The organism is Streptomyces sp. NPDC088252 (assembly GCF_044740965.1).
Classification (GTDB): Bacteria; Actinomycetota; Actinomycetes; order Streptomycetales; family Streptomycetaceae; genus Streptomyces.
On the sequence record NZ_JBIURS010000009.1, the window covers coordinates 49,143 to 68,237 of the forward strand.

Sequence of the window (19,095 nt, forward strand, 5' to 3'; positions counted from 1 at the left end):
TGTCAGCTCCTGCGGTTGCCGCCGACCAGGGCCTTGCCGGCCGGGATACGGATCTCGTAGCCGCCGTCGAAGGCGGCAGTGGTGCCTGCGGGCAGGTCCAGTCGCCGGACGCGGGTGCCCGGCGCATGTCGATCGGGTCCCGTGCCTTCCTCGGGTGCCGTCCAGTCGGCCCGTTCCTCGATCCGGACGTCCGGTTCGGAGGTGACCGGCACCCGCTCGCGGACTTCCACGGTGACGGGCCCGGCGAGCCGGTTGGCCAGCTCCACGTGGACGCAGTGGTCGAGCACGGTGGTGTTGTTGCGCAGGCCCGACGTCGACTCGTGCAGGTTGGTGCGGCGGGTGACCCGGATGCCTTCGGCCGGCCCGAGCCCGACCCGGCTGACACCGCCGGGCGCGAGCGTGGGCAGTGCGGCGGTCAGCAGGAAGCCGTCGCCGGCGGTGATCTCCACCGGGCCGGCCAGCAGTGCCTGGTCGGTGGAGTTGGAGAGCACCATCGTCGCGTACACGGTCTGCTCCACGGACGGCACGCAGAGGTACTCGGTACGCAGGCCGACCGGGATCTCGCCGACCGTGACGGTGTGCCAGGTGCCGTCCGACGGAATGTCGGCGCGGGCGGCGGCATCGAAGCGGTGGTCGAAGGAACCCGCCGACTCTCGGGGCCGCACGGCCTGTCCGGGCAGCGGCAGCGCGGGCACCGCTTCGGCACGGCGGCGGTACTCGGCCGCCACCGGATCGAAGGGAGAGCCGGGAAACAGCTGGCCTCTGCGACCGCTCTGCTCGTCGGGGCCGCACAGGACAAGGGCGGCCTAGTCGAGCTCGGCGCCGCTCGGCCGCGCGGCGGACCGGCCATCCGTGCCGGAGGGGGTGGCGGCGCAGCGAGGCCAGGCCCCGCGGGCGCCATGGCGGCGCTGGCACCCGCGAAGGACCTGCCGCCTGGGCGCGGCCTGTCGCCCGGTCGCGCCCCGGCTGGTTGCGGGAGCGCGGGCATCCCGCCGCCGAAGACTTCCGGGGAAGCGCCGTCCGCGCCGCCGGGCACCGGGACTGCGGCCGGCGGGCCGCCGTAGCCCTGTGGCGCCGGCGGCGGTGGCGGAACGGGACCGGACGACGAGCCGCCGCCCGCGGCACCCGTGGGCGCGGAGCCCGCCACGACAGCCACGGGTGCGGCGGTCGTGGCCGGGCGAGGGCCTGCCGCGTCGTACCCGGAGAACAGACCGACGAGCCCGGCCGGGGGCTCGCGCCAGCCGGAAGGTGCGGGGGCGGGCTGACTGCGTCCGATCCGGATCGAGCGGAGCCTCGGCAGGTCGGTGCGGCGCCGAAGATCGGCGGTGGCCAGGGCGATGCGCACGCCCGTCCAGTCCTCGCCGGTCCGCTGGGCGACCGAGGCGCGCAGCACCAGACGGCCGCTGCCGTCGCCCTGACGGTGAGTGAGACGGTAGGTCGGTACCCAGACGGCGCCCGGCACCGCGTATTCCAGCTCCAGCTCCACCTCCGCGTCACCGGTGCCGTCGAGGGTCAGGGCCGCGCAGACCGTGGTCTCCACATGTGCTGACGGTGCGTCGGTGGAGGCGCGGGCGAGCCTGTCGGCGGCGACGGTGAGCTCGTGCTCGACAGCGCGCAGTGCCTCCTCCAGTTCGACGAGGCGCTTGTGCAGTCCCGCCAGCCGCTCGTCGACGAAGTCGGCGAGCTCCAGCCACGCGTCGACCGGGGTGCGGCGGTGCGGGTCCTCGCGCCTGCGGGCAGGTGGGACCGGGCGGAGAGCCCTGACCTCCTCGATCGGATTCAGCTGCCGGTCCCGGCGTGCCTGCGCCGCCGCGTACTCGTCGCCCAGCCGTTCGACCTCGCGCCGCACCTCGTCGGGCGCGCCCGTACCGAGCGGCTCGGCCTCGAGAGCCTCATCGCCAGCGGCACCACCGCGACGCTCAAGCCGGCCGACAACTCCACCGTCAAGGGACTGCTCTACCGCACCGGATACTCCGGGAACACCGGCGCCTTCTTCGCGACCAGTACCTTCGGCAACGGCCGCGTCGCCTTCTGGGGCGACAGCTCACCCATCGACGACGGCACCGGCCAGGCGGGCAACACCCTCTACGACGGCTGGAACGACGCCAGCGCCACCAACGCGGCTCTCGCCCTCAATGCCACCGCATGGCTCTCCGGCGCGACCGGCGACGGCGGGGGAGGCGGTGGTGGTACGGATCCCTGCACCGCCGCCCAACTGCTGCGCAACAACGGCTTCGAGTCCGGTGCCACCTCCTGGAGCGCCACCGGCGGAGTCATCACCAACGCTTCCGGTGAGTCCCCGCGCACCGGCTCGTACTACGCGTGGCTCGACGGAAACGGCACCGCCACCACCGACACGGTCTCCCAGTCCGTCACAGGGACCGAGGGGAGCAAGCTCCAGACATCGTTCGTCCTCGACGACACGGCGGTCGGTGTGGGCTGAGGCGCGAACCCCGCGGCGCCACGGGCGGGCTCGGGCACCGGAGCGGTCTGCTGCCGCTTCCCCGTCCGGGCGGGATCGCCCTGGCCGGCGACCGCCTCCACCCGCCGGGCGGACCCGCTCCGGCCGACGGACGGGCCGGGCGGGTCCGAGCCTGTCCGGGCCGAGGATTGTCCCGTAATCCGTGGTGGGTCAGTGCGCGGCGTCGGATGCGGTGCATCGCAAGGCGGAGGGACGTCCGCATACTGGATGTATGCGGACGTCCCGACGACGCGGCGAGGTGCCGTGGCTGTCGTCGCGCGCCCGCCAGGGATTGCGGGACAGCCCTTAAACGGTCGGCAACTGTGAAGGCACGAAACCCTCCTCGGCGAGCCGTTGCCACAGCCGGTCCGGGATCGGGAACCGGGATGCCGCGGCGTTCGCCGTGACCTCGGCCGCCGACCGGCAGCCGACCACGACCGACGTGACGGCTGGATGCAGGTACGGGAACTGGATCGCGGCCGCGGCGAGCGGAACCCCGAACTCGGCGCAGAGCTCGCGGCACCGCTGTGCGCGAGCCAGCGTCTCCGCCTGCACCGGCCGGTAGTTGAACATGGCGTCGTCCGAAGGGTCGGCGAGCAGACCGGTGTTGAAGACCCCGCCCACGACCACGGCGGTGCCGGTCTTCGCGCACAGCGGCAGCAGGGTCGTCAGCGCCTCGTGGTCGAGCAGGGAGAACCGGCCGGCGACGAGGACGACGTCCACCTCGAACTCCGCCACGTACGCGGCGAGGCGATCGCCGTGGTTCATCCCGAACCCGATCGCCCGGACCAGCCCCTCGTCCCTGAGGCGGCGTACCGCCGGGTAGGCGGTACGCCGGATCTCGTCCGGGTAGTCGTCCGGGTCGTGCAGGTACAGGATGTCGACCGACGGGCGCCGCAGCCGCGTCAGACTCGACTCCAGCGACGCGCGGATCCCGCGCTCCGTCCAGTCGGTCACCACGGTGCCCGGCGAGCCGTCCGGCTCGGGCCGCAGCAGCCACCCCGTCTTCGTGGAGATCACCGGCTCGGCGATCCCGGCCGGGGCCAGCAGCCGGCCGAGACGGTCCTCGGCCTGCCCGTGCCCGTAGCGCGGGGCGGTGTCGAAGTAGGTGATACCGGCCGCGGCGGCGGCCTCCAGCGTGGCGGCCGCGTCCTGTTCCGACACCTCCTGGAACAACCCGCCCAGCGGGGCCGTGCCGATCCCGAGCCGGGGCAGGTCGAAGGGCAGCCGGGAAGGCGCGCCGTGCGCCGACGCGCCGGTCATCGGGCCACCTCCCACGGGGACCGGTACGTCGGCCGGCCGGCGCGCAACGCCATCGTCAGTGTCAGCCGTACCCGCGTGGCCCCGGGCAGGTCCACCCGGCAGTACGGTCCACCGACATTCTGCGCCGGTCCGTCGTCGACACGGACGGTGCGCACGAGGTGTTCTGCGAACGAACCCGCCTGCACGATCACCGAGCGATCGGTGGCGCCGAGGTTGACCAGCTCCACCACGGTGTGGTCCGGGCGGATGTCGGACACGAGCGCCGCGACGTCCGGGGGCAGTCCGGGCCGTGGGTCGAGGGCGTCGTGGTAGCGCAGATGCAGTTGGGCCAGGCCGCCGTTGTAGAGCACCTGTGGCGATCCGGTGGTCAGTTGCAGCAGGGCCTCGGTGACCACGGGATTGAGATGCTGCCAGTGATGGATGTCCAGGGCATCGGGGCCCACGGTCGGATCCACCGGGTCGTTCTCGATGGCCTCCATCCGTTCGGCGCAGGAGGCCATGGCGCTGAGCAGCATCCGCTCGGGGAAGTCCGGATTGCGGCCCTGGAGGAACTCGTACCACGGCTCCTCGTGCCCGGCCTCGTCCTTGATGCGCTGGGTGTGCACCGCTGTCCAGTCCCAGCTGGATCCGGCCCGCAGCTGCTCGATGCGTTCCCGATCCACCGCATCGCGGCTGAAGTGCCAGAGCGACAAGGGAAGTTGGCCGGGCATGATCGTGAAGTCGAACCAGCCGGAGTCGTTGTGCCGCTGGGGCACCATGAGCGTGCGCTCGTCGGCCATCGCCCGCAGATGCGGCTCCCAGCGCTCGCCCAGGGTCCCCATCTCGTCGGCGCTCCGGTGCTCGGCCCGGCGCAGCACCGCGTCCAGCGGGTTGCGGGCCAGGTCGAGGAAGGACCGGTCGCCGGTCAGCAGCGTCGCGTTGGACGCTCCGACGAGGGTGGCGCTCCCGACCGGGGAGAGCCCGTGCGGCCACGACCAGCCGTAGTGGCCGCCGTACCACCGGCCGTCCAGATACTCGCCCACCTCACCGTGCAGCCCGGCGTTGTCGGGTACGACGTCGTGCCCGGCGAGCCGCTCCCGCCACGCGCCGACGTACTCGGCCACCCAGTCCGCGTAGCGCCGGTCCCCGCCGAGCAGGTACGCGTTGGTGGCGAGCCCCGTCGCGGCCAGGTTCACGAGGGTGTCGCCGCGGCCCATCCGGTCCCACATCGCCCGGCCGTAGGCGCGGGCGCGCTCGGGGGAGGCGGCCAGCTCGTCGAAGGACGTGACGTCGTCGATCCCGTCGAGCGGCAGCCCGTAGGGGCGCAGGGCGAGACTCCACGGAAAGTACGTGTCGTGGTCGCTGAAGCCCCAGCGCGGGCCGGCGGAGCCGTTGTGCGGGGCACGGATCACCCGGTGCTCGGCGTCGTAGTTGGGACCGCCCGGCAGGTAGAGGTCGGCGAAGCGGCCCGCCATTTCGCGCAGTTGGGCGTCGCCGGGGTCGGCGAGGCACAGACCGTAGAAGAGGAGCAGCCCCTCACCCTGGTGGAACCAGTCGTAGCCGCGCTCAAGGCCGCTCTCCAGCATGCCCATCTCCGTGAGCTGCTCGGAGACCCCGTGCCAATGCCGCCGTGCCGCGGTCAGCAGATCCGCGCTGCCGCCCAGCAGGTAGAGCGTCGGCCAGTTGAAGAACGGCTCGTAGAAGTCGTCCACGCCGTCGCGGCCGTCGAGCCCCTCTCCCAGCGCGCCGCGGAAGACGAGGCGGCCGTCGCGTTCGGTGTAGCGGTCGGCGAAGACGCGCCACGCCTTGTCCTGGACGGCGAACAGTTCCCTTTCGAGTGCGGCCCACCGGGGAACGGCGGTGACGCGGCGGGTCGCACGCACATGCGGCACGTGCGCGGCGTCGGCGGTGGTCGTCATCGGTGCGCCGCTCCTGCCGCGGACGTGCCGCCGATTCGCCCGGATATGAGCATCAAGAACACCCGGCCCCTCACAATCGCCCATCGATTACCGATGGCTAGACTCACTGGCGGGGGTCGGCGTGTCAATACTCGGCAACGCCTCCGGAAAGGAAGCCGTTCGTGATCGACTGTCATGCTCATCTGTGGAATCCGGGGGAGGGGTTCCCCTGGATCCGTCCGGATTCCGTGCACCATCGGCCGTTCTCGTCCGGGGATCTGGAGGACGCGGGTGCCGGCCTCGGTCTGACCGGAACCGTCCTGGTCGAGGCGTCCCGCGGCGACACCGGCGAGACGCTCGCCCTGCGCGACCTGCGTCTGCGCCGGCCTGATCTCGTCGCCGGATACGTGGCGAACCTGCACGTCCACGGGGAAGCCGGCCCGGATCGCTTCCGGGGGCTCCTGGACGGCCTGGGCGACACACGGCCCAACGGGATGCGTCTGGGCGGACGGGCCTGGGCCGACACGCCGCCCTCGGCCCGCGCGCTCGTCCCGGTGCTGGCCGAGGCGGGTGTGGTGCTCGAACTCAACCTCGGCACCGGCGCCCTGCGGGCCGCTGCCGACGTGGCCGCCCGGCATCCCGGGCTGACCGTGGTCGTCGACCATCTGGGCAACCCCCCGAACCTCAGGGCGGATCCGGGGGACTGGTACCGGGACGTCGAGCGCACGGCCGCGACGCCCCATGTGGTCGTGAAGATCTCCGGCCTGCTCACCCAGCAGCACGGGGTTCCGGCCGACCGGGTGGCACATCTGGTGCGGCACGTGGTGGACGCCTTCGGCCCGGATCGGTGCCTCATCGGCTCCGACTGGCCGATCTGCCTGCCGCGAGGCTCCCGGGGCGACTCGCTGGCGGTGGCGCGGCTCGGACTGGCCCATCTCCCCGCCGGTCGGCTGGAACGCGTGCTGCACACCACCGCCGAACGCGTGTACGGACTGTGTGGTTGACAGCGCTGAGAGTGCCCTGCTTCGATGCATGGGGATCATCGATAGGCGATAAGTGGTCGCCTTCTTCCGGCCGAGCCGGCCCCGACCTCCGCGGAGACCCGAGATGGCTTTCTTCGACCTGCCCCAGGACGAGCTGGAGAGATATCGCCCCACCCTGGCCGAGCCGGCCGACTTCGACGAGTTCTGGCGACAGACCCTCGCGCAGCAGGGGGAGTTCGAGCTCGCCGCGACGTTCGAGCCGGTGCACAACGGGCTGGCCACGATCGACACCTTCGATGTGACCTTCGCGGGCTACGGCGGGCATCCGGTCCGCGGCTGGCTGCAACTGCCCGTGACCCGCACCGGGCCGCTGCCGGCCGTCGTGGAGTACCTCGGCTACGGAAGCGGCCGCGGCGCCCCGCACGAGAAGCGGCTGTGGGCGTGCGCGGGGTACGCGCACTTCATCATGGACACCCGCGGCCAGGGTGCCGAGACCCCCGACCCGGACCCCGCCACCGGTGACATAGCGGCAGCCGGCTTCCTCACACGTGGCGTCCTCGATCCGCACCGCTACTACTACCGCCGCCTGTTCACCGACGCGGTGCGTGCCGTCGATGCGATCCGCACACATCCAGCCGTCGATCCGGCGCGCGTCGTGGTCACCGGCACCAGCCAGGGCGGCGGGATCGCGCTGGCCGCGGCGGGTCTCGTCCCGGACCTCGTCGCCGTCATGCCGGATGTGCCGTTCCTCTGCCATTTCCCGCGCGCCACCACGATCACCGATCACCAGCCCTACGTCGAGGTCTCGCGGTTCGTGAAACTGCACCGGGAGCACGCGGCCACGGTGGCCCGCACGATGTCCTACTTCGACGGTGTCACGCTGGCCCGCAGGGCGAACGCGCCGACCTTGTTCTCGGTCGGCCTGATGGATCACATCTGCCCGCCCTCGACCGTGTACGCCGCGTTCAACCACTACGGCTCGGAGCGCCAGGTCGACCAGGCGGACAAGCAGATCAGTGTGTATCCGTTCAACGACCACGAGGGTGGCGGACCCGCGCACGAGGTCGTCAAACTGGAATGGCTGGCGAAGCAGCTGGAAACCGTGGAATGAGAATCCCCACAACTTAATGGAGCGCGTCTTGGGATCTCGCCATCGATAGACGATGAGCGCGTATCATGGCACAACTGGCTCTCCCCCCATCGCAGGATTGGGAATTCATGGCATCGAATGCGTCGGCTGGATTCGTCTCCACGCTGGCCACCAACAAGGACCGCTTCCGCAAAACCCTGATCTCCGACCAGGTGTACGAGTTGCTCCGCAAGGCCATTGTGGAGGGCGACCTCGCACCCAACGACCGGGTGGTCGAATCGGAAATCGCGCGGCGCCTCGGGGTGAGCCAGGCCCCGGTGCGTGAGGCGGTCAAGCAACTGGCCCGTGAGGGGCTGCTGATGCACGTCCCGCGCCGTGGCCACTTCGTGATCGAGATCTCCTCGCAGGACGCGGATTATGCCCGCCAGGTGCGGGAGCCGCTGGAGCGGTTGGCGGCTCAACTCGCCACCGAGCGCATCACCGAGGAACACCTGAGTGAGCTCGACGCGCTCGTGGAGCAGATGCACGAAGCCGTTGCCGCCAACGACATCAGCCGGTTCCGCGACGTCGACATCGAGTTCCACACCCTGGTCGCCCAGATCGCCGGCAACCCGTTCCTGGCCCGGATGTGGGAGGTCATCGAGCCGAGTCTGCGTGCGCTGCGCGCCATCTCCGACCCGCTCTTCGAAGGTGACCGGCACGCGATGGCCGACGAGCACGGCCGTCTCGTGAGCCTGCTGCGCGCCGGCGACGCCGATGTGGCGGCCGCCGCGTTCGCCGACCATGCGGCCGGGCGCGGACCGGTGCCCGACGCACGCGCGGCGCGGAAGCCGCGGAAGGCTCCCGCAGCCAGGAAGAAACAGTAGGACCTCTCGTGCGGTTCGGACGGGGCGCGTGTGCGTGGGCACACGCGCCCCGCCGCGTTCGGTGTCCCGGTCCGTTCGCTGCCTCCCCGGTGGGCCCGAGGGCCGATGCCCGGCGGGCGAAGGCCGGTGGCCCGGGGGAGGAACGGCAGAGCGCGTGGGCCCGAGCCGGACATCCGGCTCGGGCCCACTTCTTGCTGCCCAGTAGCTACCGGCGGGCGCCCGCCGTCCACTTCGGCGCACCGTACTGGTAGGCGCCGAGGCTCGGGGTGGCGTCGGTCGCCCCGTCGTTGATGCCCGGCAGCGGTATCGCCTGGTTGCGTGCGGGGGAACCCTCGGACAGCCGGAAGTCGCGCTGCGCCGCGTCGACGAACAGCGGATCCGTCTCCGCGGGCAGGTTGTTCGACAGCACCAGTCCGCCGTCGGTGGCACCGGCCAGACCCCGGATGGCGCCGATGTTGTTGTAGATCCTGGTACCGGTGGACTGCCCCGGTTCCTTGACGTAGAACAACGTCATGCCACCGGTGTTGTTGTACACACCGTTGTTGTGCGATCCGGTGCCGAGGCCGTTCAGCATCACCGTCCCCTCAAGGTTGTTCCAGCCCACGTTGTTCGCGATCACGAGGTTGCTCTGCCCGTTGTCCGCGTAGACACCGGCCACCGCGAACGGGGTGACGCCCGGGGTGGGCGTGCCGTCGTGCAACAGGTTGTGGTCGATCGAGGACCCCATCATGTCGGCGCTGCAGCAGGTGTAGATCCCGGCGGTGTCGAGGCTCAGCCGGGCGTACTGGGAGATGTCGTTGTGGGCGATCCGGTCCGGCCCCGGTGCGAGGCCCTCGGCGGTGCCCCACTGCAGGTTGATCCCGCTGCGGCCGACCCGGTGGATGGTGTTGTGCATGACCGTCTGGCTGTTGCCCTGCACGGCGATGCCGGCAGCGTACGTACCCAGGTAGTCGACATCGTGGATCACGTTGTCCGTGGCGGTGTTGTTCTGCCCGCGCAGCGCGATCCCGTTGCCGGCGCTCAGCGACAGATCGCTGTTGACGATCTTGTTGTGCGTTCCATCGATCACGATGCCGGTATCGCCGACGCCGCGGGTCACGGAGCTGCCGCAGTCGGTGGTTCCGCGGGTGATGTCGGTGTAGTGCGACAGGTACCTGCCCGTGATGCCGTCCAGCGTCACTCCGGTGCTCGACGGGCCGGTCCTGATCGTCGAGGCGAACAGGTCGATGCCCTCGACCTTGGTGTGGCTGATGTTCGTCAGGTCGAGCGCCAGCGGCCTGGTCCTCGCCTCGATCCGGTGCAGAGCGGGGTCGTCGGTGCTGTACACGTACAGCCGCTTCGCGTCCGGGTCGTAGAACCACTCACCGGTGTTCGAGAGTTCCCCGATCTTGCCGGAGAGCGAGTAGCGGGTGTCCTTCGGTACGACCTTGTGGACGCACGGCGGCGCCGCGTCCAGTTCCACCGAACCGACGCCGGAGCTCTTCACGGTGGTCGTGGCGGACACGTACCAGTAGCTCGTCAGCGCACGTGCGCCGTCCCAGTACCCCGCCGGACGGGTCAGATCCGCGTCGGCGATCGTGGCGTCCGCGCTGCCCGCACCGGCGTACTGGAGCTCGGGGTCGAGCAGGTCGAGGCCGGGATAGGGCCACTGGGCCTCGATGCCCATCTTCTTGTCCGTGAAGACCTGCACGGTGGTCACGTCGGATCCGAGGTCGACGTCCGTGCTGTAGACCCGGCCCGCCTCGACGGCCTCGCTGAACGCCGAATTCAGCGCGTAGGGGTCGATCCTGCCGATCTCGACGACGTCGTCGCCGGTGACCGGCGACCATCCCCGGACCTGCGTGGCGCCGCTCAGCGTCACCTTTGCACCCGGGGCGGCGCGGTAGGTGATCGGCTTCTCCGCCGTGCCCGAACGGGCCGGCACGACCGTCTCCTCGTACGTGCCGGACGCGATCACGCAGGTGTCTCCCGGAGCCGCCGTGTCGGCGCACTCCTGGATGTTCCGGAACGGCGTCAGGAGCGTGCGACCACCGGCCGTGTCCCGTCCCCACGGTGCGACGTAATAGGTGCGGCCGTTCTTGGCCCCGGCCGGATGGGCGCCGGCCGGGACGGCGGACGCCACCACGCACATGGACGCCAGCACGGCGGCGGCTGCGGACCACAGCCCCCGGTGGGGCCGTGACAACCGTTTCGTCAGCACTCCATTGTCCTCTCTCCCTTGCTGGATGGATGGAACCGGTTCGCCCGGATCATCCCTTCACCGCACCGACCGTGAGCCCGCTGATGATGTGGCGCTGCATGTAGATGAAGAAGATGATCACGGGGGCGATCGCGAGCAGAAGGTTGGGGAACACCTTCGTCAGGTCCGTCGAGTACTGGCTGATCCCGGCGTAGATCGCCGTCGTCACCGTGTAGTGCCCGGAGGACGGGCTGAGCAGGATCTGCGGGCTGATGAAGTCGTTCCAGATTCCGATCGAGTTGAGAATGAGCACCGTGACGACCGCCAGGCGCATCAGCGGGAAGATGATCGTCCAGAAGGTCCGGTACCTGCCCGCGCCGTCGATCGTCGCCGCGTGGTCGATGTCCACCGGGATGGTGCGGATGAAGCCGACGAACAGGAAGATGCTCACCGGCAGGGTCGACGCCACGTCGTGTGCGACCAGACCGGTCACGGTGTTCGCGAGCCCGATCTCACGGAGCACGTAGATCACCGGGATGATCACGGCCGCGCCGGGGATGAAGGTGCCGGCCAGGAAGTACAGAAGCACCAGCTGGGTGCGCCGTTTGAGGCTGCGCGCGATCGCGTAGGCCGCCGGTCCTGCGAGCGCGATGCACAGCACGTCCACGACCACGACGAGGAACAGCGTGAACCCGTAGCCGCCGATGACGTTGTACTGGGGGCTGTTCACGGCGGCGGACAGATGCTCCAGCGTCAGACCGCCCAGCGGAAGCGAGAACGGGTTGTCGAGGATGTCGTCCTGCGACTTGAACGCGTTCACCAGGAGCAGGTAGACCGGCACGATCATGATCACGAACAGCAGCGCCAGCATCACCCAGCGCACGACCGAGCGCGACTCCCGCTGTTCCGTGCTCCGGGGAGCGTCCTCGGGATCCGGCGGCTGCGTGCGCTTGTCGCGGATCTCCGCCTCTAGTACCACCACCACCGGCTCCTAACCTGTCGCAGCTTGATCTTGTCGGTTGCGCAGCGCCGTCACGATGAGTGCCAACGCGGCGGACACGACCATCAGGAACACCGCCTGAGCGGTTGCGTAACCGACCTTGGTGCCCTCGAAGGACCGGGCGAGAATGAGGTACGAGAACGTCTGCGTCGAGCCGGCGGGTCCACCCCCGGTGAGGCTCACCACGATGTCGTAGGCACGGATCAGACCGACCAGGTTCAGCACGGTCGCCACGGTCACCACCGGCGCGATCATCGGGATCACCACCCGCAGGTTCGTCTGGCGCCGGGTGGCGCCGTCGGTCGCCGCGGCCTCCAGCAGTTCGGCCGGCACCGTCTGCAGGGCGGCCACGAACAGCACGACGTTGAACCCGAACCCGGCCCAGACGATCACGCCGATCAGTGTGATGAGTGCGAACTGCTCGTCGAAGAGGAACCCGACCGGCTCGATACCGAACCTGGCGAGCGTGTTGTTGATGGCACCGTTGGTGCCGAGGATCGCCGCCCACAGGTATCCGAGGATCAGGGCGCTGATCACGTGCGGGAAATAGGCCACCGCACGGAAGAACGAGTTGGACCGCGACCGTCCCTTGAGGACGAGTGCGTACGCCAGTCCCAGGCCGACCATGAGCAGCGTGCCCACGGCGGCGATGAGGGCGGTCACGTACCAGGAATCGGTCGAGCTGGGGTCGTCGAACAGGTGTCGGTAGTTGTCGAGCCCGATGAACTCGGCCGTGGAGAATCCGTCCCAGTTCGTCAGGCTGAGATACACCGCGACGACCACGGGCACGACGGTCATCACCGTGTAGAGCACCACGGCGGGTCCCATCAGGCCCAGGGAGACGGCTGCCTCCCGGAACCGGGCACGCCGGCGGTCCGCATCACGCCCCGCCCGGGCGGGGGCGGCGCCGGACCGCCCCCGCCGTGTCAGCTCTGCGAGTTCCACCACTTGTCCAATCCGCCCGCGGCGTCCTTCGCGGACGCGCCCGTGTACAGGGACTGGATCTGCTTGTTGAGCTCGTCGCTGAACCCGGCGATCGGCTGGCCGGGCCCGGACTTGACGATCACCGACGGCGCCTTGTCCAGGACCTTCTGCACCTCGGTGCCGAGGCTGGACATCGGATAGCTGAAGCCGCTCCGCAGATTGCCGTCGGCGGCGAGCTGGCTCCTGATGGCCTCCCGGTCGGTGACCAGCCACTTGACGAACTCGATCGCCTCGGCCTTGTGCCGCGACTTGTCGACCACGACGTACGGGTTGGAGATGTTGCCGAACTGGCCCGAGGGGTACACGCCGTCGGTCGGCATGGTGAACACGCCGATGTCGTCGCTCTTCTTCGCGGCGTCCGCGGCGGGCACGAAGAACGAGCCCATGATGTACATCGCGGACTTGCCGTTGAGGAACGCGGTCTGGCCGTCCGCGTAGGTCAGGCCCAGGGCGCTCTTGTCCAGGTGGCCGGAGTCGATCCAGCTCTTGTAATGCTCCAGGTAGGGCACGTAGCCGCTGTCGGCGAAGGAGACCTTGCCCTCATTGCGCTTGACCGTCCATTTCGGGTCCTCGGTGAGGACACCGGCGTCGGCCATCATCGAGAACTGCGAGCCCGTCACCCACTGGCCGGCCGTCTGCAGCGGCTTGTAGCCCGCGGACTTCAGCTTGCCCATCGCGGTGGTGAACTGGTCCATGGTCCGGATCTTCGTCGCGTCGACCCCGGCCTTGGTGAAGGCGGCCTTGTTGTAGAAGACGAGCGACTGGATCTGCTCGCCCACACCGACCAGGTACCGCTTGCCGTCGAGGGCGTACTGGTCGACCAGCGGGGTGTCCTTGGCCCACGGCTGGTCCGACAGATCGGCGAACAGGGAGGCGTTCTCCGCGGTCGGCGTGATCTGCTGTGCGATGTCGGGCGGGTCGCCCGCGGCCAGGTCCTGGGTCAGCTTTGCGTTCGCCGAGATCGTGCCCGTCAGCTCCGGCTTCACCTTCACATCGGGGTGGCTCTTTTCGTACCGGGCGAAGAGTCCGGACCAGTACTTCTCGGTCAGGTTGGGCGTGATGTTGACGATGACGCGGAGGGTCGTCCTTCCCGCGGCATCTTCGGAGTCGTTGCCACCGCAGGCGGCGGCCGACGCCATCACCAGCGGAGCCACTGCGAGTGCGCAGGCGCGGCGCCACATTTTTCTCATTCGGGACACGCTCCATTGCTCAGTCAATGAATAATCGATTGTCGAGATCGAAGCACAGGCGTTTCGGCGAGGTCAACAAGTAAAATAAATCGGAGACCCCGCCAGGGGGCGCGCGGAAATCGGTATATCGCACCGTTTGACGAAACCGCAGATCAAGTGCTGGTTCGCCGGAAATTTTGATTCCCGATGCGACGTTCACGTATTTCCGGCATCGCCGATGTCGAAGATGATTTCCATGCCTGGAGTTCTGGTGATACCAGGCATGTGTGCCCCACCTCGTTCCGGGACGGGGTCGTCTGCTTCCGCTGGTTGTCTGCAATCGCCTGCCCGGGTGACGCGGCGAGAAAGGTGACGCAGCGAGAAAGTCATATGGGTTTTCGGCGGCTCTTTCCGGGTCAGGAATTCGGCCCTGCCCGTTTTCGGTACAGATGTCGGCCGCCGCGGACCGTCGGACGCGCGGCGGCCGACGGACGAGAGCGCGATCGGCGGCGAGGCGCCGGTCGCGCGGTGGCTCCTCGAGAGCGACACGCGGCAGGGGGTCGCATCGGTGTCGGCCGCCGCTCTCGCGGTGGCGCGTCCGGTGACACGGCGACAGCCCGCCACCCCCGAAGGAGTCGCATCGGTCATCACCCCCCATCGCTATCGTCTATCGATTACTGATGCTATGTGGGTCACCCGGAATGTTTCAAGAGTGCTGCGGCAACCCTCTCTTCACTGTTTCGTTGCCATCGCACGGCGATCCGCCCCTCGGCGGCGGGCTGTCCGATCGTCGCGCCAGCCGACTGAGCCGGGCTCCCCAACTCCGTCTCAGCTGTGGATCGTCCAGGGCCCGGTGTTCGACCGAGGCGCGCAGTCCCGGCATGCGTCGGTCGAGGTGGGACCCCAGTACGTGGTCCGCCCAGGCGAAGAGTGCCGCGACCTCGGCCGCCCCCAGGTCGAGGAACGGGTCGTCCGGGTCGGGCGCCACATCCTCCCGTGCGGCGGTGACGCGATCGCGCGGAGCCCAGCACCAGGTGGTCGCCTCGGCGAAAGCGACGAGCCCGTCGACCGCGGCGTCCGGATGGGGACGGTCCCCGGACGCCGCGGACGAGGCCGCCAACTCGCCGGTGAGCACGGCCGCCGGCACCAGCAGGCTCACCCGTTCCTGCAGTGCCCAGGCCCGATCCTCGTACGCGCTCCGGCTGCCGTCGCGGAAGGCCCGTGCCCAGGCCGTGGCGAGCAGACGCGGGGCGGGGCGGGCCCGTTCCTTCGCGGCGGCGGACTGCACTCCCTCGCGCACCCCCGAGGGCACCGCGTCCCAGGTGGAACGGCAGGTGACATCGGGAACGACGATCCGCCGAGCGGGATCGGCCGGCGGCTTCTCCGGTCCTGTGCTGTCGTGCGCGTCCAGCAGCGGAGCCGGCCCCCCGTGCAAGGGCCCGGTCATGGGATCACTCATCCCCGAGGAGTTCGATCTCGACCACCGGAAGCAGCACATCGGGCCGGGCGATCGGCAGGGTCAGCGTGAGCGTGCCCGCCGCCTGGCTGGGCGGGGCCAGATTGTTGTGCTCGTGTTGCGTGCCGTCCAACTGCTGGAACCGGATCTCCGAACCGTCGTGCAACAGTTGGACGTAGCGCACCCGCCCGGCGAGACCGGGCAGGTGGATCTGCTTGAGCGGCCACGCGAGCAGATGCAGATACAGCCGACGCCCGGCCTGGGTGTAGAGGGCGTTCGCGGGTGCCTCGAAGGTGCTCGGTCCGGCGTCACGCACGGCCCGCTCGTGCAGGGCCGTCCAGTCGGCGATGGCCGCCAGCGTGCCCCGGGCCCGCGGATCCAGCGCACCGCGGCCGGTGGGCCCGACGTTGAGCAGCATGTTGCCCCCGCACGCGACGGACTGCACCAGCATCCTGACCAGCATCGCGGGGTCCTTGTACTCGTGGTTGTCCCGGTCGTAGCCCCACGAGCCGTTGAGCGTGTGGCAGGCCTCCCACATCACCGGGGCGCCGTCCCGCTCCAACGGCCGGTCGGGCTGGTACTGCTCGGGTGTCACGTAGTCACCCGGGATCCCGAGCCGGTCGTTGACGAGAATGTCCGGCTGCAACTCGCGGACCGTGGCCAACAGCTCCTGTGCTCCCCACTCGGCCGGTCCCTTGTCGGGATACGTGAAGTCGAAGAAGAGCAGGTCGATCGGCCCGTAGCCGGTGAGCAGTTCGCGTACCTGGCCGCGCAGGTACGCGCGGTAGCGCTCCATGTCCCGCGGCTCCTGCTCGGCCCGCGTCCCGCGCAGCGGGTGATAGCGGTCGACGGTGAAGTCCGGGTGGTGCCAGTCGAGCAGGGAGTAGTAGAGACCGACGTGCAGGCCCTCGGCACGCATCGCCTCGGCGAACTCGGCCACCAGGTCCCGGCCCGTCGCGCGCACCGAGGTGTAGTCGGTCAGCGACGAGTCGAAGAGGCAGAAACCGTCGTGGTGCTTGGCAGTCAGCACGGCGTAACGCATGCCGGCCTCCCGGGCCGCCCGCGCCAGCTTCCGCGCGTCGAACAGGTCCGGGTCGAACCGTTCCAGGTAACGGTCGTAATCCTCCCGCGACATGGCCTCCCGGCTGCGCACCCACTCGTGCCTGGCCGCGAGGCTGTAGAGGCCGAAGTGGACGAACAATCCGAAGCGCGCGGCCTCGAACCACCCGATGGATGCTGTGGGCACTGAACTCTCCTGTCGCGGTTGACAGTCATTATCGATCGGCTGTTATCTACCATCGATAGGCGATGATGTCACTGGTGGTGCGTGCGAGGGAGCGCGCGGAGAGGCATGTGAATGAACCCGACTGGGGATCAAGGAGCGCCGTCGATGGGGGAGGCGCAGACCTACGACTCGATGCTGGCGCCGGTCCACACCGCTTCCTTCAAGCGCCCGACCGCGCGCATGGTGGAGGCGCTCACGGACGTGAGTGCGGCGACGGCCTGCGCGAAGCTGCATCAGATGGGCATCACACGGACCTTCATCGACGGCCCCGTGCCGTTGCACCGCGAGCCGGACGTCAAGATCACCGGCGGCGCCGTGACCCTGCAGTTCCTTCCGCAGCGCGAGGACGTCTTCTCCGGCGCCGACCAGGAGGACGCCGAGCGCAAGACGGCGCTGTGGGGCGTCCTGGAGTCCGTGCAGCCCGGTGACGTACTGGTGGTATCGGCGTACGCGAGCCACTTCACGGGCTGTCTCGGCGACATGCTGGTGCGCTATTTCAAACTGCGCGGCGGCGCCGGCATCGTGGTGGACGGGCGGGTGCGGGACGCGGCACGGATCCGCGCGCTCGGTGTGCCCGTCTGGTGCACCGGAGTGACCCCGCACTACGCCTCGCAGACGGAGCTCTTCCCATCGGCCTTCAACGTGCCGGTGGGCGTCGGAGGCGCGTTGGTGACGCCGGGGGATCTCATCGTCGCCGATGAGGACGGGGCCGTCGTCGTGCCGCAGGAGAAGGCCGTCCCCTTGGCCGAGGACTCGCTGCTGCACCAGGACCGCGAGGCGTTCGCGCGTCGGCGCCTCGACGAGGGCGGACGGCTGTCCGACTACTACCCGCTCACCGGGGCGGGCCTCACCGAGTATCTGGCAAGCCGCACCGCCGACGGCAGCGCGTAGCCGACGGGTCCGCGGTCAGCCGCAGCGTCGTCCCCGCCGGGCCGGCGTGACGCCCGGCACCGGCACCGGCACCGCCTCCCCGGGCGGACCCGTACGCGCATCCGGCGGGTCCGTGCCCATGCGCTCGTCCGTGTGCCGTCCGTACCCCGGGCGGCACACGGACGGGCCCCTGCTCAGCGCACCGACGCGGCGGGCGGGCGTTCGCGCAGCGCGCCGTAGGCGAGGAAGTACGCCGGCACGCGGTTCAGCCACCGCGAGCGCGTGACGAGCTCGCTCAGCCGCCGGGCGCGCTTCGCGTCGCCGAACGCCGGACGGCCCGAGAGGACCGGCGCGATGACGTTCCGGTGGGCGAAACCCTGCAGGGCCTGCGTCGCGACGGCGGTCGGCAGGCGGCGGCGCTGGATGCGGCGTACGGTCCGCAGGCCGACCGAGCCCCCGCGCAACGGCTCGACGAGATGGCGGGCGGCGGCCACGGCGTCCTCGACGGCCAGGTTGATACCGATGCCGAAGACCGGTGACATCGCGTGTGCCGCGTCGCCGATGCACAGCAGCCCCGGACGGTGCCAGCGCCGGAGGCGGTCGAGCCGCACGTCGAGCAGCTTCACGTCGTCCCACGACCCCAGTGTGTGCACCCGGTCCGCGAGCCACGGGACGGCGGCCGTGAACTCGTCCATGAACCGGCCGAGGCCGGCGGCGCGGCGCCGGCCGTCGGTTCCCTTGGGGATCAGTGCGGCGCACTGCCAGTAGTCCCCACGGTCGATCATGGCGCTGACGAACCGGTCGCCCACCCCTCCCACGAGCCCGTGCGGATCGTTCTCCCGCCGCGGCAGCCGGAACCACCATGCATCCATCGGGCAGGCGAACTCCCGCAGCCCCAGCTCGGGCAACGACCTGGCCAGCGAGTCCCGCCCGTCGCAGGCCACGGTGAGGGTGGCGTGCAGCTCGCCCGTACGGCCGTCGGCGGTGCGGTACCGGACCCCCGTGACCCGCCCCCGAGCTCTCGGCTCCGCTCGACCGGGAGGAACCTCGCCACGCTCCACCAGGAAGGCGGTCGCCTCGGTGTTCATCCGCAGGGAGAACGACGGCTCCCGCCCGGCCTCGTCCACGAGGAGGTCGAGCAGATCCCACTGGGGCACCATCGCAATGTAGTTGTACGTGCCCCGCAGCGCGCCGATGTTTCCGACGGTGACCAGCGAACGGTCCGGGCCGAGCGGCAGCTGGACCGTCTGCACACGCCGCTGCGGCAGCCGGCCGAACCGCTCGGCCAGTCCCAGGTCCTCCAGCAGCGCCAGGGTGGAGGGGTGCACGGTGTCGCCGCGGAAGTCACGCAGGAAGTCGCCGTGCTTCTCCAGGACCGTGACGGCCACTCCCGCCCGTGCCAGCAACAGTGCGAGGACCATACCGGCGGGGCCACCGCCCACCACACAACAGGTGGTCCGCTCCATGGCAACCGCTCCTTCCGGTGATGTCATCCGGCCGGTGACGGGGCGATGGTCTCCGAATCCTTCGTCGTCAGGGCCGCGTGCCGGGAAACGCACTCACTGTCCGTGACAGTACTGCCCGTCCATCGACGATGCCGGATGAATTCGGC

At 70.0% G+C, this 19,095-nt stretch carries 14 protein-coding genes and 2 pseudogenes; 5 read left to right on the plus strand and 11 right to left on the minus strand.

Features of this window, described 5'->3' with window-relative positions; translation table 11 throughout:
* Positions 1-2 precede the first annotated feature (2 nt).
* Positions 3-728: a DUF4139 domain-containing protein gene (locus tag ACIOHC_RS19895; protein WP_401843339.1), complete on the minus strand. Its 726-nt coding sequence runs from the start codon at positions 726-728 to the stop codon at positions 3-5.
* 554 nt (positions 729-1,282) lie between these two features.
* Positions 1,283-1,849, minus strand: a pseudogene (locus tag ACIOHC_RS19900) (DUF4139 domain-containing protein); the annotation flags it as partial.
* A gap of 36 nt (positions 1,850-1,885) precedes the next feature.
* Here ACIOHC_RS19900 and ACIOHC_RS19905 point away from each other — a divergent pair.
* Positions 1,886-2,428 (plus strand): annotated as a pseudogene (locus tag ACIOHC_RS19905) (hydrolase); the annotation flags it as partial.
* 339 nt (positions 2,429-2,767) lie between these two features.
* Here ACIOHC_RS19905 and ACIOHC_RS19910 read toward each other — a convergent pair.
* Positions 2,768-3,724 (minus strand): aldo/keto reductase, encoded by a 957-nt coding sequence (locus tag ACIOHC_RS19910; protein WP_365692123.1) that lies wholly within the window; start codon positions 3,722-3,724, stop codon positions 2,768-2,770.
* Positions 3,721-5,622: a hypothetical protein gene (locus tag ACIOHC_RS19915; protein ID WP_365692125.1), complete on the minus strand. Its 1,902-nt coding sequence runs from the start codon at positions 5,620-5,622 to the stop codon at positions 3,721-3,723. Before ACIOHC_RS19915 ends, ACIOHC_RS19910 begins: the two co-directional genes overlap by 4 nt.
* Before the next feature lie 161 nt (positions 5,623-5,783).
* Here ACIOHC_RS19915 and ACIOHC_RS19920 point away from each other — a divergent pair, with 161 nt between their 5' ends.
* The 3 genes from ACIOHC_RS19920 (at position 5,784) to ACIOHC_RS19930 (ending at position 8,540) form a co-directional block, all read left to right on the plus strand.
* Positions 5,784-6,605 (plus strand): amidohydrolase family protein, encoded by an 822-nt coding sequence (locus tag ACIOHC_RS19920; RefSeq protein WP_351087222.1) that lies wholly within the window; start codon positions 5,784-5,786, stop codon positions 6,603-6,605.
* A 103-nt stretch (positions 6,606-6,708) separates the two neighbouring features.
* Entirely contained in the window at positions 6,709-7,695 is a 987-nt protein-coding gene (locus ACIOHC_RS19925) for an acetylxylan esterase (RefSeq protein ID WP_351087224.1), read from the plus strand.
* A gap of 107 nt (positions 7,696-7,802) precedes the next feature.
* Positions 7,803-8,540, plus strand: a complete 738-nt coding sequence (locus tag ACIOHC_RS19930) for a GntR family transcriptional regulator (RefSeq protein WP_351087226.1) — start codon at positions 7,803-7,805, stop codon at positions 8,538-8,540.
* A 205-nt stretch (positions 8,541-8,745) separates the two neighbouring features.
* Here the strand turns inward: ACIOHC_RS19930 and ACIOHC_RS19935 are convergent, their stop codons facing one another.
* The 6 genes from ACIOHC_RS19935 to ACIOHC_RS19960 all read right to left on the minus strand — a co-directional run bounded on the left by ACIOHC_RS19935 (position 8,746) and on the right by ACIOHC_RS19960 (position 16,610).
* Positions 8,746-10,740: a right-handed parallel beta-helix repeat-containing protein gene (locus tag ACIOHC_RS19935; RefSeq protein ID WP_365692128.1), complete on the minus strand. Its 1,995-nt coding sequence runs from the start codon at positions 10,738-10,740 to the stop codon at positions 8,746-8,748.
* A 49-nt stretch (positions 10,741-10,789) separates the two neighbouring features.
* Positions 10,790-11,701, minus strand: a complete 912-nt coding sequence (locus ACIOHC_RS19940; protein WP_365692130.1) for a carbohydrate ABC transporter permease — start codon at positions 11,699-11,701, stop codon at positions 10,790-10,792.
* Between the two features lie 9 nt (positions 11,702-11,710).
* Positions 11,711-12,667: a sugar ABC transporter permease gene (locus ACIOHC_RS19945; protein ID WP_365692132.1), complete on the minus strand. Its 957-nt coding sequence runs from the start codon at positions 12,665-12,667 to the stop codon at positions 11,711-11,713.
* Positions 12,646-13,893: an extracellular solute-binding protein gene (locus tag ACIOHC_RS19950; protein ID WP_365692134.1), complete on the minus strand. Its 1,248-nt coding sequence runs from the start codon at positions 13,891-13,893 to the stop codon at positions 12,646-12,648. The genes ACIOHC_RS19945 and ACIOHC_RS19950 overlap by 22 nt, the downstream gene beginning before the upstream one ends.
* A 685-nt stretch (positions 13,894-14,578) precedes the next feature.
* Positions 14,579-15,319: a hypothetical protein gene (locus ACIOHC_RS19955; RefSeq protein ID WP_365692136.1), complete on the minus strand. Its 741-nt coding sequence runs from the start codon at positions 15,317-15,319 to the stop codon at positions 14,579-14,581.
* Positions 15,320-15,323: 4 nt separating this feature from the next.
* The gene (locus ACIOHC_RS19960) at positions 15,324-16,610 is read right to left on the minus strand and encodes an alpha-L-fucosidase (RefSeq protein WP_365692189.1); all 1,287 of its coding nucleotides are present in this window, start codon (positions 16,608-16,610) and stop codon (positions 15,324-15,326) included.
* Between the two features lie 108 nt (positions 16,611-16,718).
* On the opposite strand from ACIOHC_RS19960, the gene ACIOHC_RS19965 reads away from it, so the two are divergent.
* On the plus strand, positions 16,719-17,504 hold the full coding sequence (locus tag ACIOHC_RS19965) for a ribonuclease activity regulator RraA (protein ID WP_351087046.1): 786 nt from the start codon (positions 16,719-16,721) through the stop codon (positions 17,502-17,504).
* 173 nt (positions 17,505-17,677) lie between these two features.
* Here ACIOHC_RS19965 and ACIOHC_RS19970 read toward each other — a convergent pair whose 3' ends face one another.
* Positions 17,678-18,949 carry an FAD-dependent oxidoreductase gene (locus ACIOHC_RS19970; protein ID WP_351085681.1) on the minus strand — a complete coding sequence of 424 codons (1,272 nt, stop codon included), beginning with the start codon at positions 18,947-18,949 and terminating at the stop codon, positions 17,678-17,680.
* Positions 18,950-19,095: the final 146 nt, after the last annotated feature.

What these genes read in the sequence shown, in the direction of transcription:
- ACIOHC_RS19910 (WP_365692123.1), bottom strand. Translation starts at nt 3,724, where the DNA reads ATGACCGGCGCGTCGGCGCACGGCGCGCCTTCCCGGCTGCCCTTCGAC.
- ACIOHC_RS19965 (WP_351087046.1), top strand. Translation starts at nt 16,719, where the DNA reads ATGGGGGAGGCGCAGACCTACGACTCGATGCTGGCGCCGGTCCACACC.
- ACIOHC_RS19970 (WP_351085681.1), bottom strand. Translation starts at nt 18,949, where the DNA reads ATGGAGCGGACCACCTGTTGTGTGGTGGGCGGTGGCCCCGCCGGTATG.
- ACIOHC_RS19950 (WP_365692134.1), bottom strand. Translation starts at nt 13,893, where the DNA reads ATGAGAAAAATGTGGCGCCGCGCCTGCGCACTCGCAGTGGCTCCGCTG.
- ACIOHC_RS19915 (WP_365692125.1), bottom strand. Translation starts at nt 5,622, where the DNA reads ATGACGACCACCGCCGACGCCGCGCACGTGCCGCATGTGCGTGCGACC.
- ACIOHC_RS19930 (WP_351087226.1), top strand. Translation starts at nt 7,803, where the DNA reads ATGGCATCGAATGCGTCGGCTGGATTCGTCTCCACGCTGGCCACCAAC.
- ACIOHC_RS19955 (WP_365692136.1), bottom strand. Translation starts at nt 15,319, where the DNA reads ATGACCGGGCCCTTGCACGGGGGGCCGGCTCCGCTGCTGGACGCGCAC.
- ACIOHC_RS19925 (WP_351087224.1), top strand. Translation starts at nt 6,709, where the DNA reads ATGGCTTTCTTCGACCTGCCCCAGGACGAGCTGGAGAGATATCGCCCC.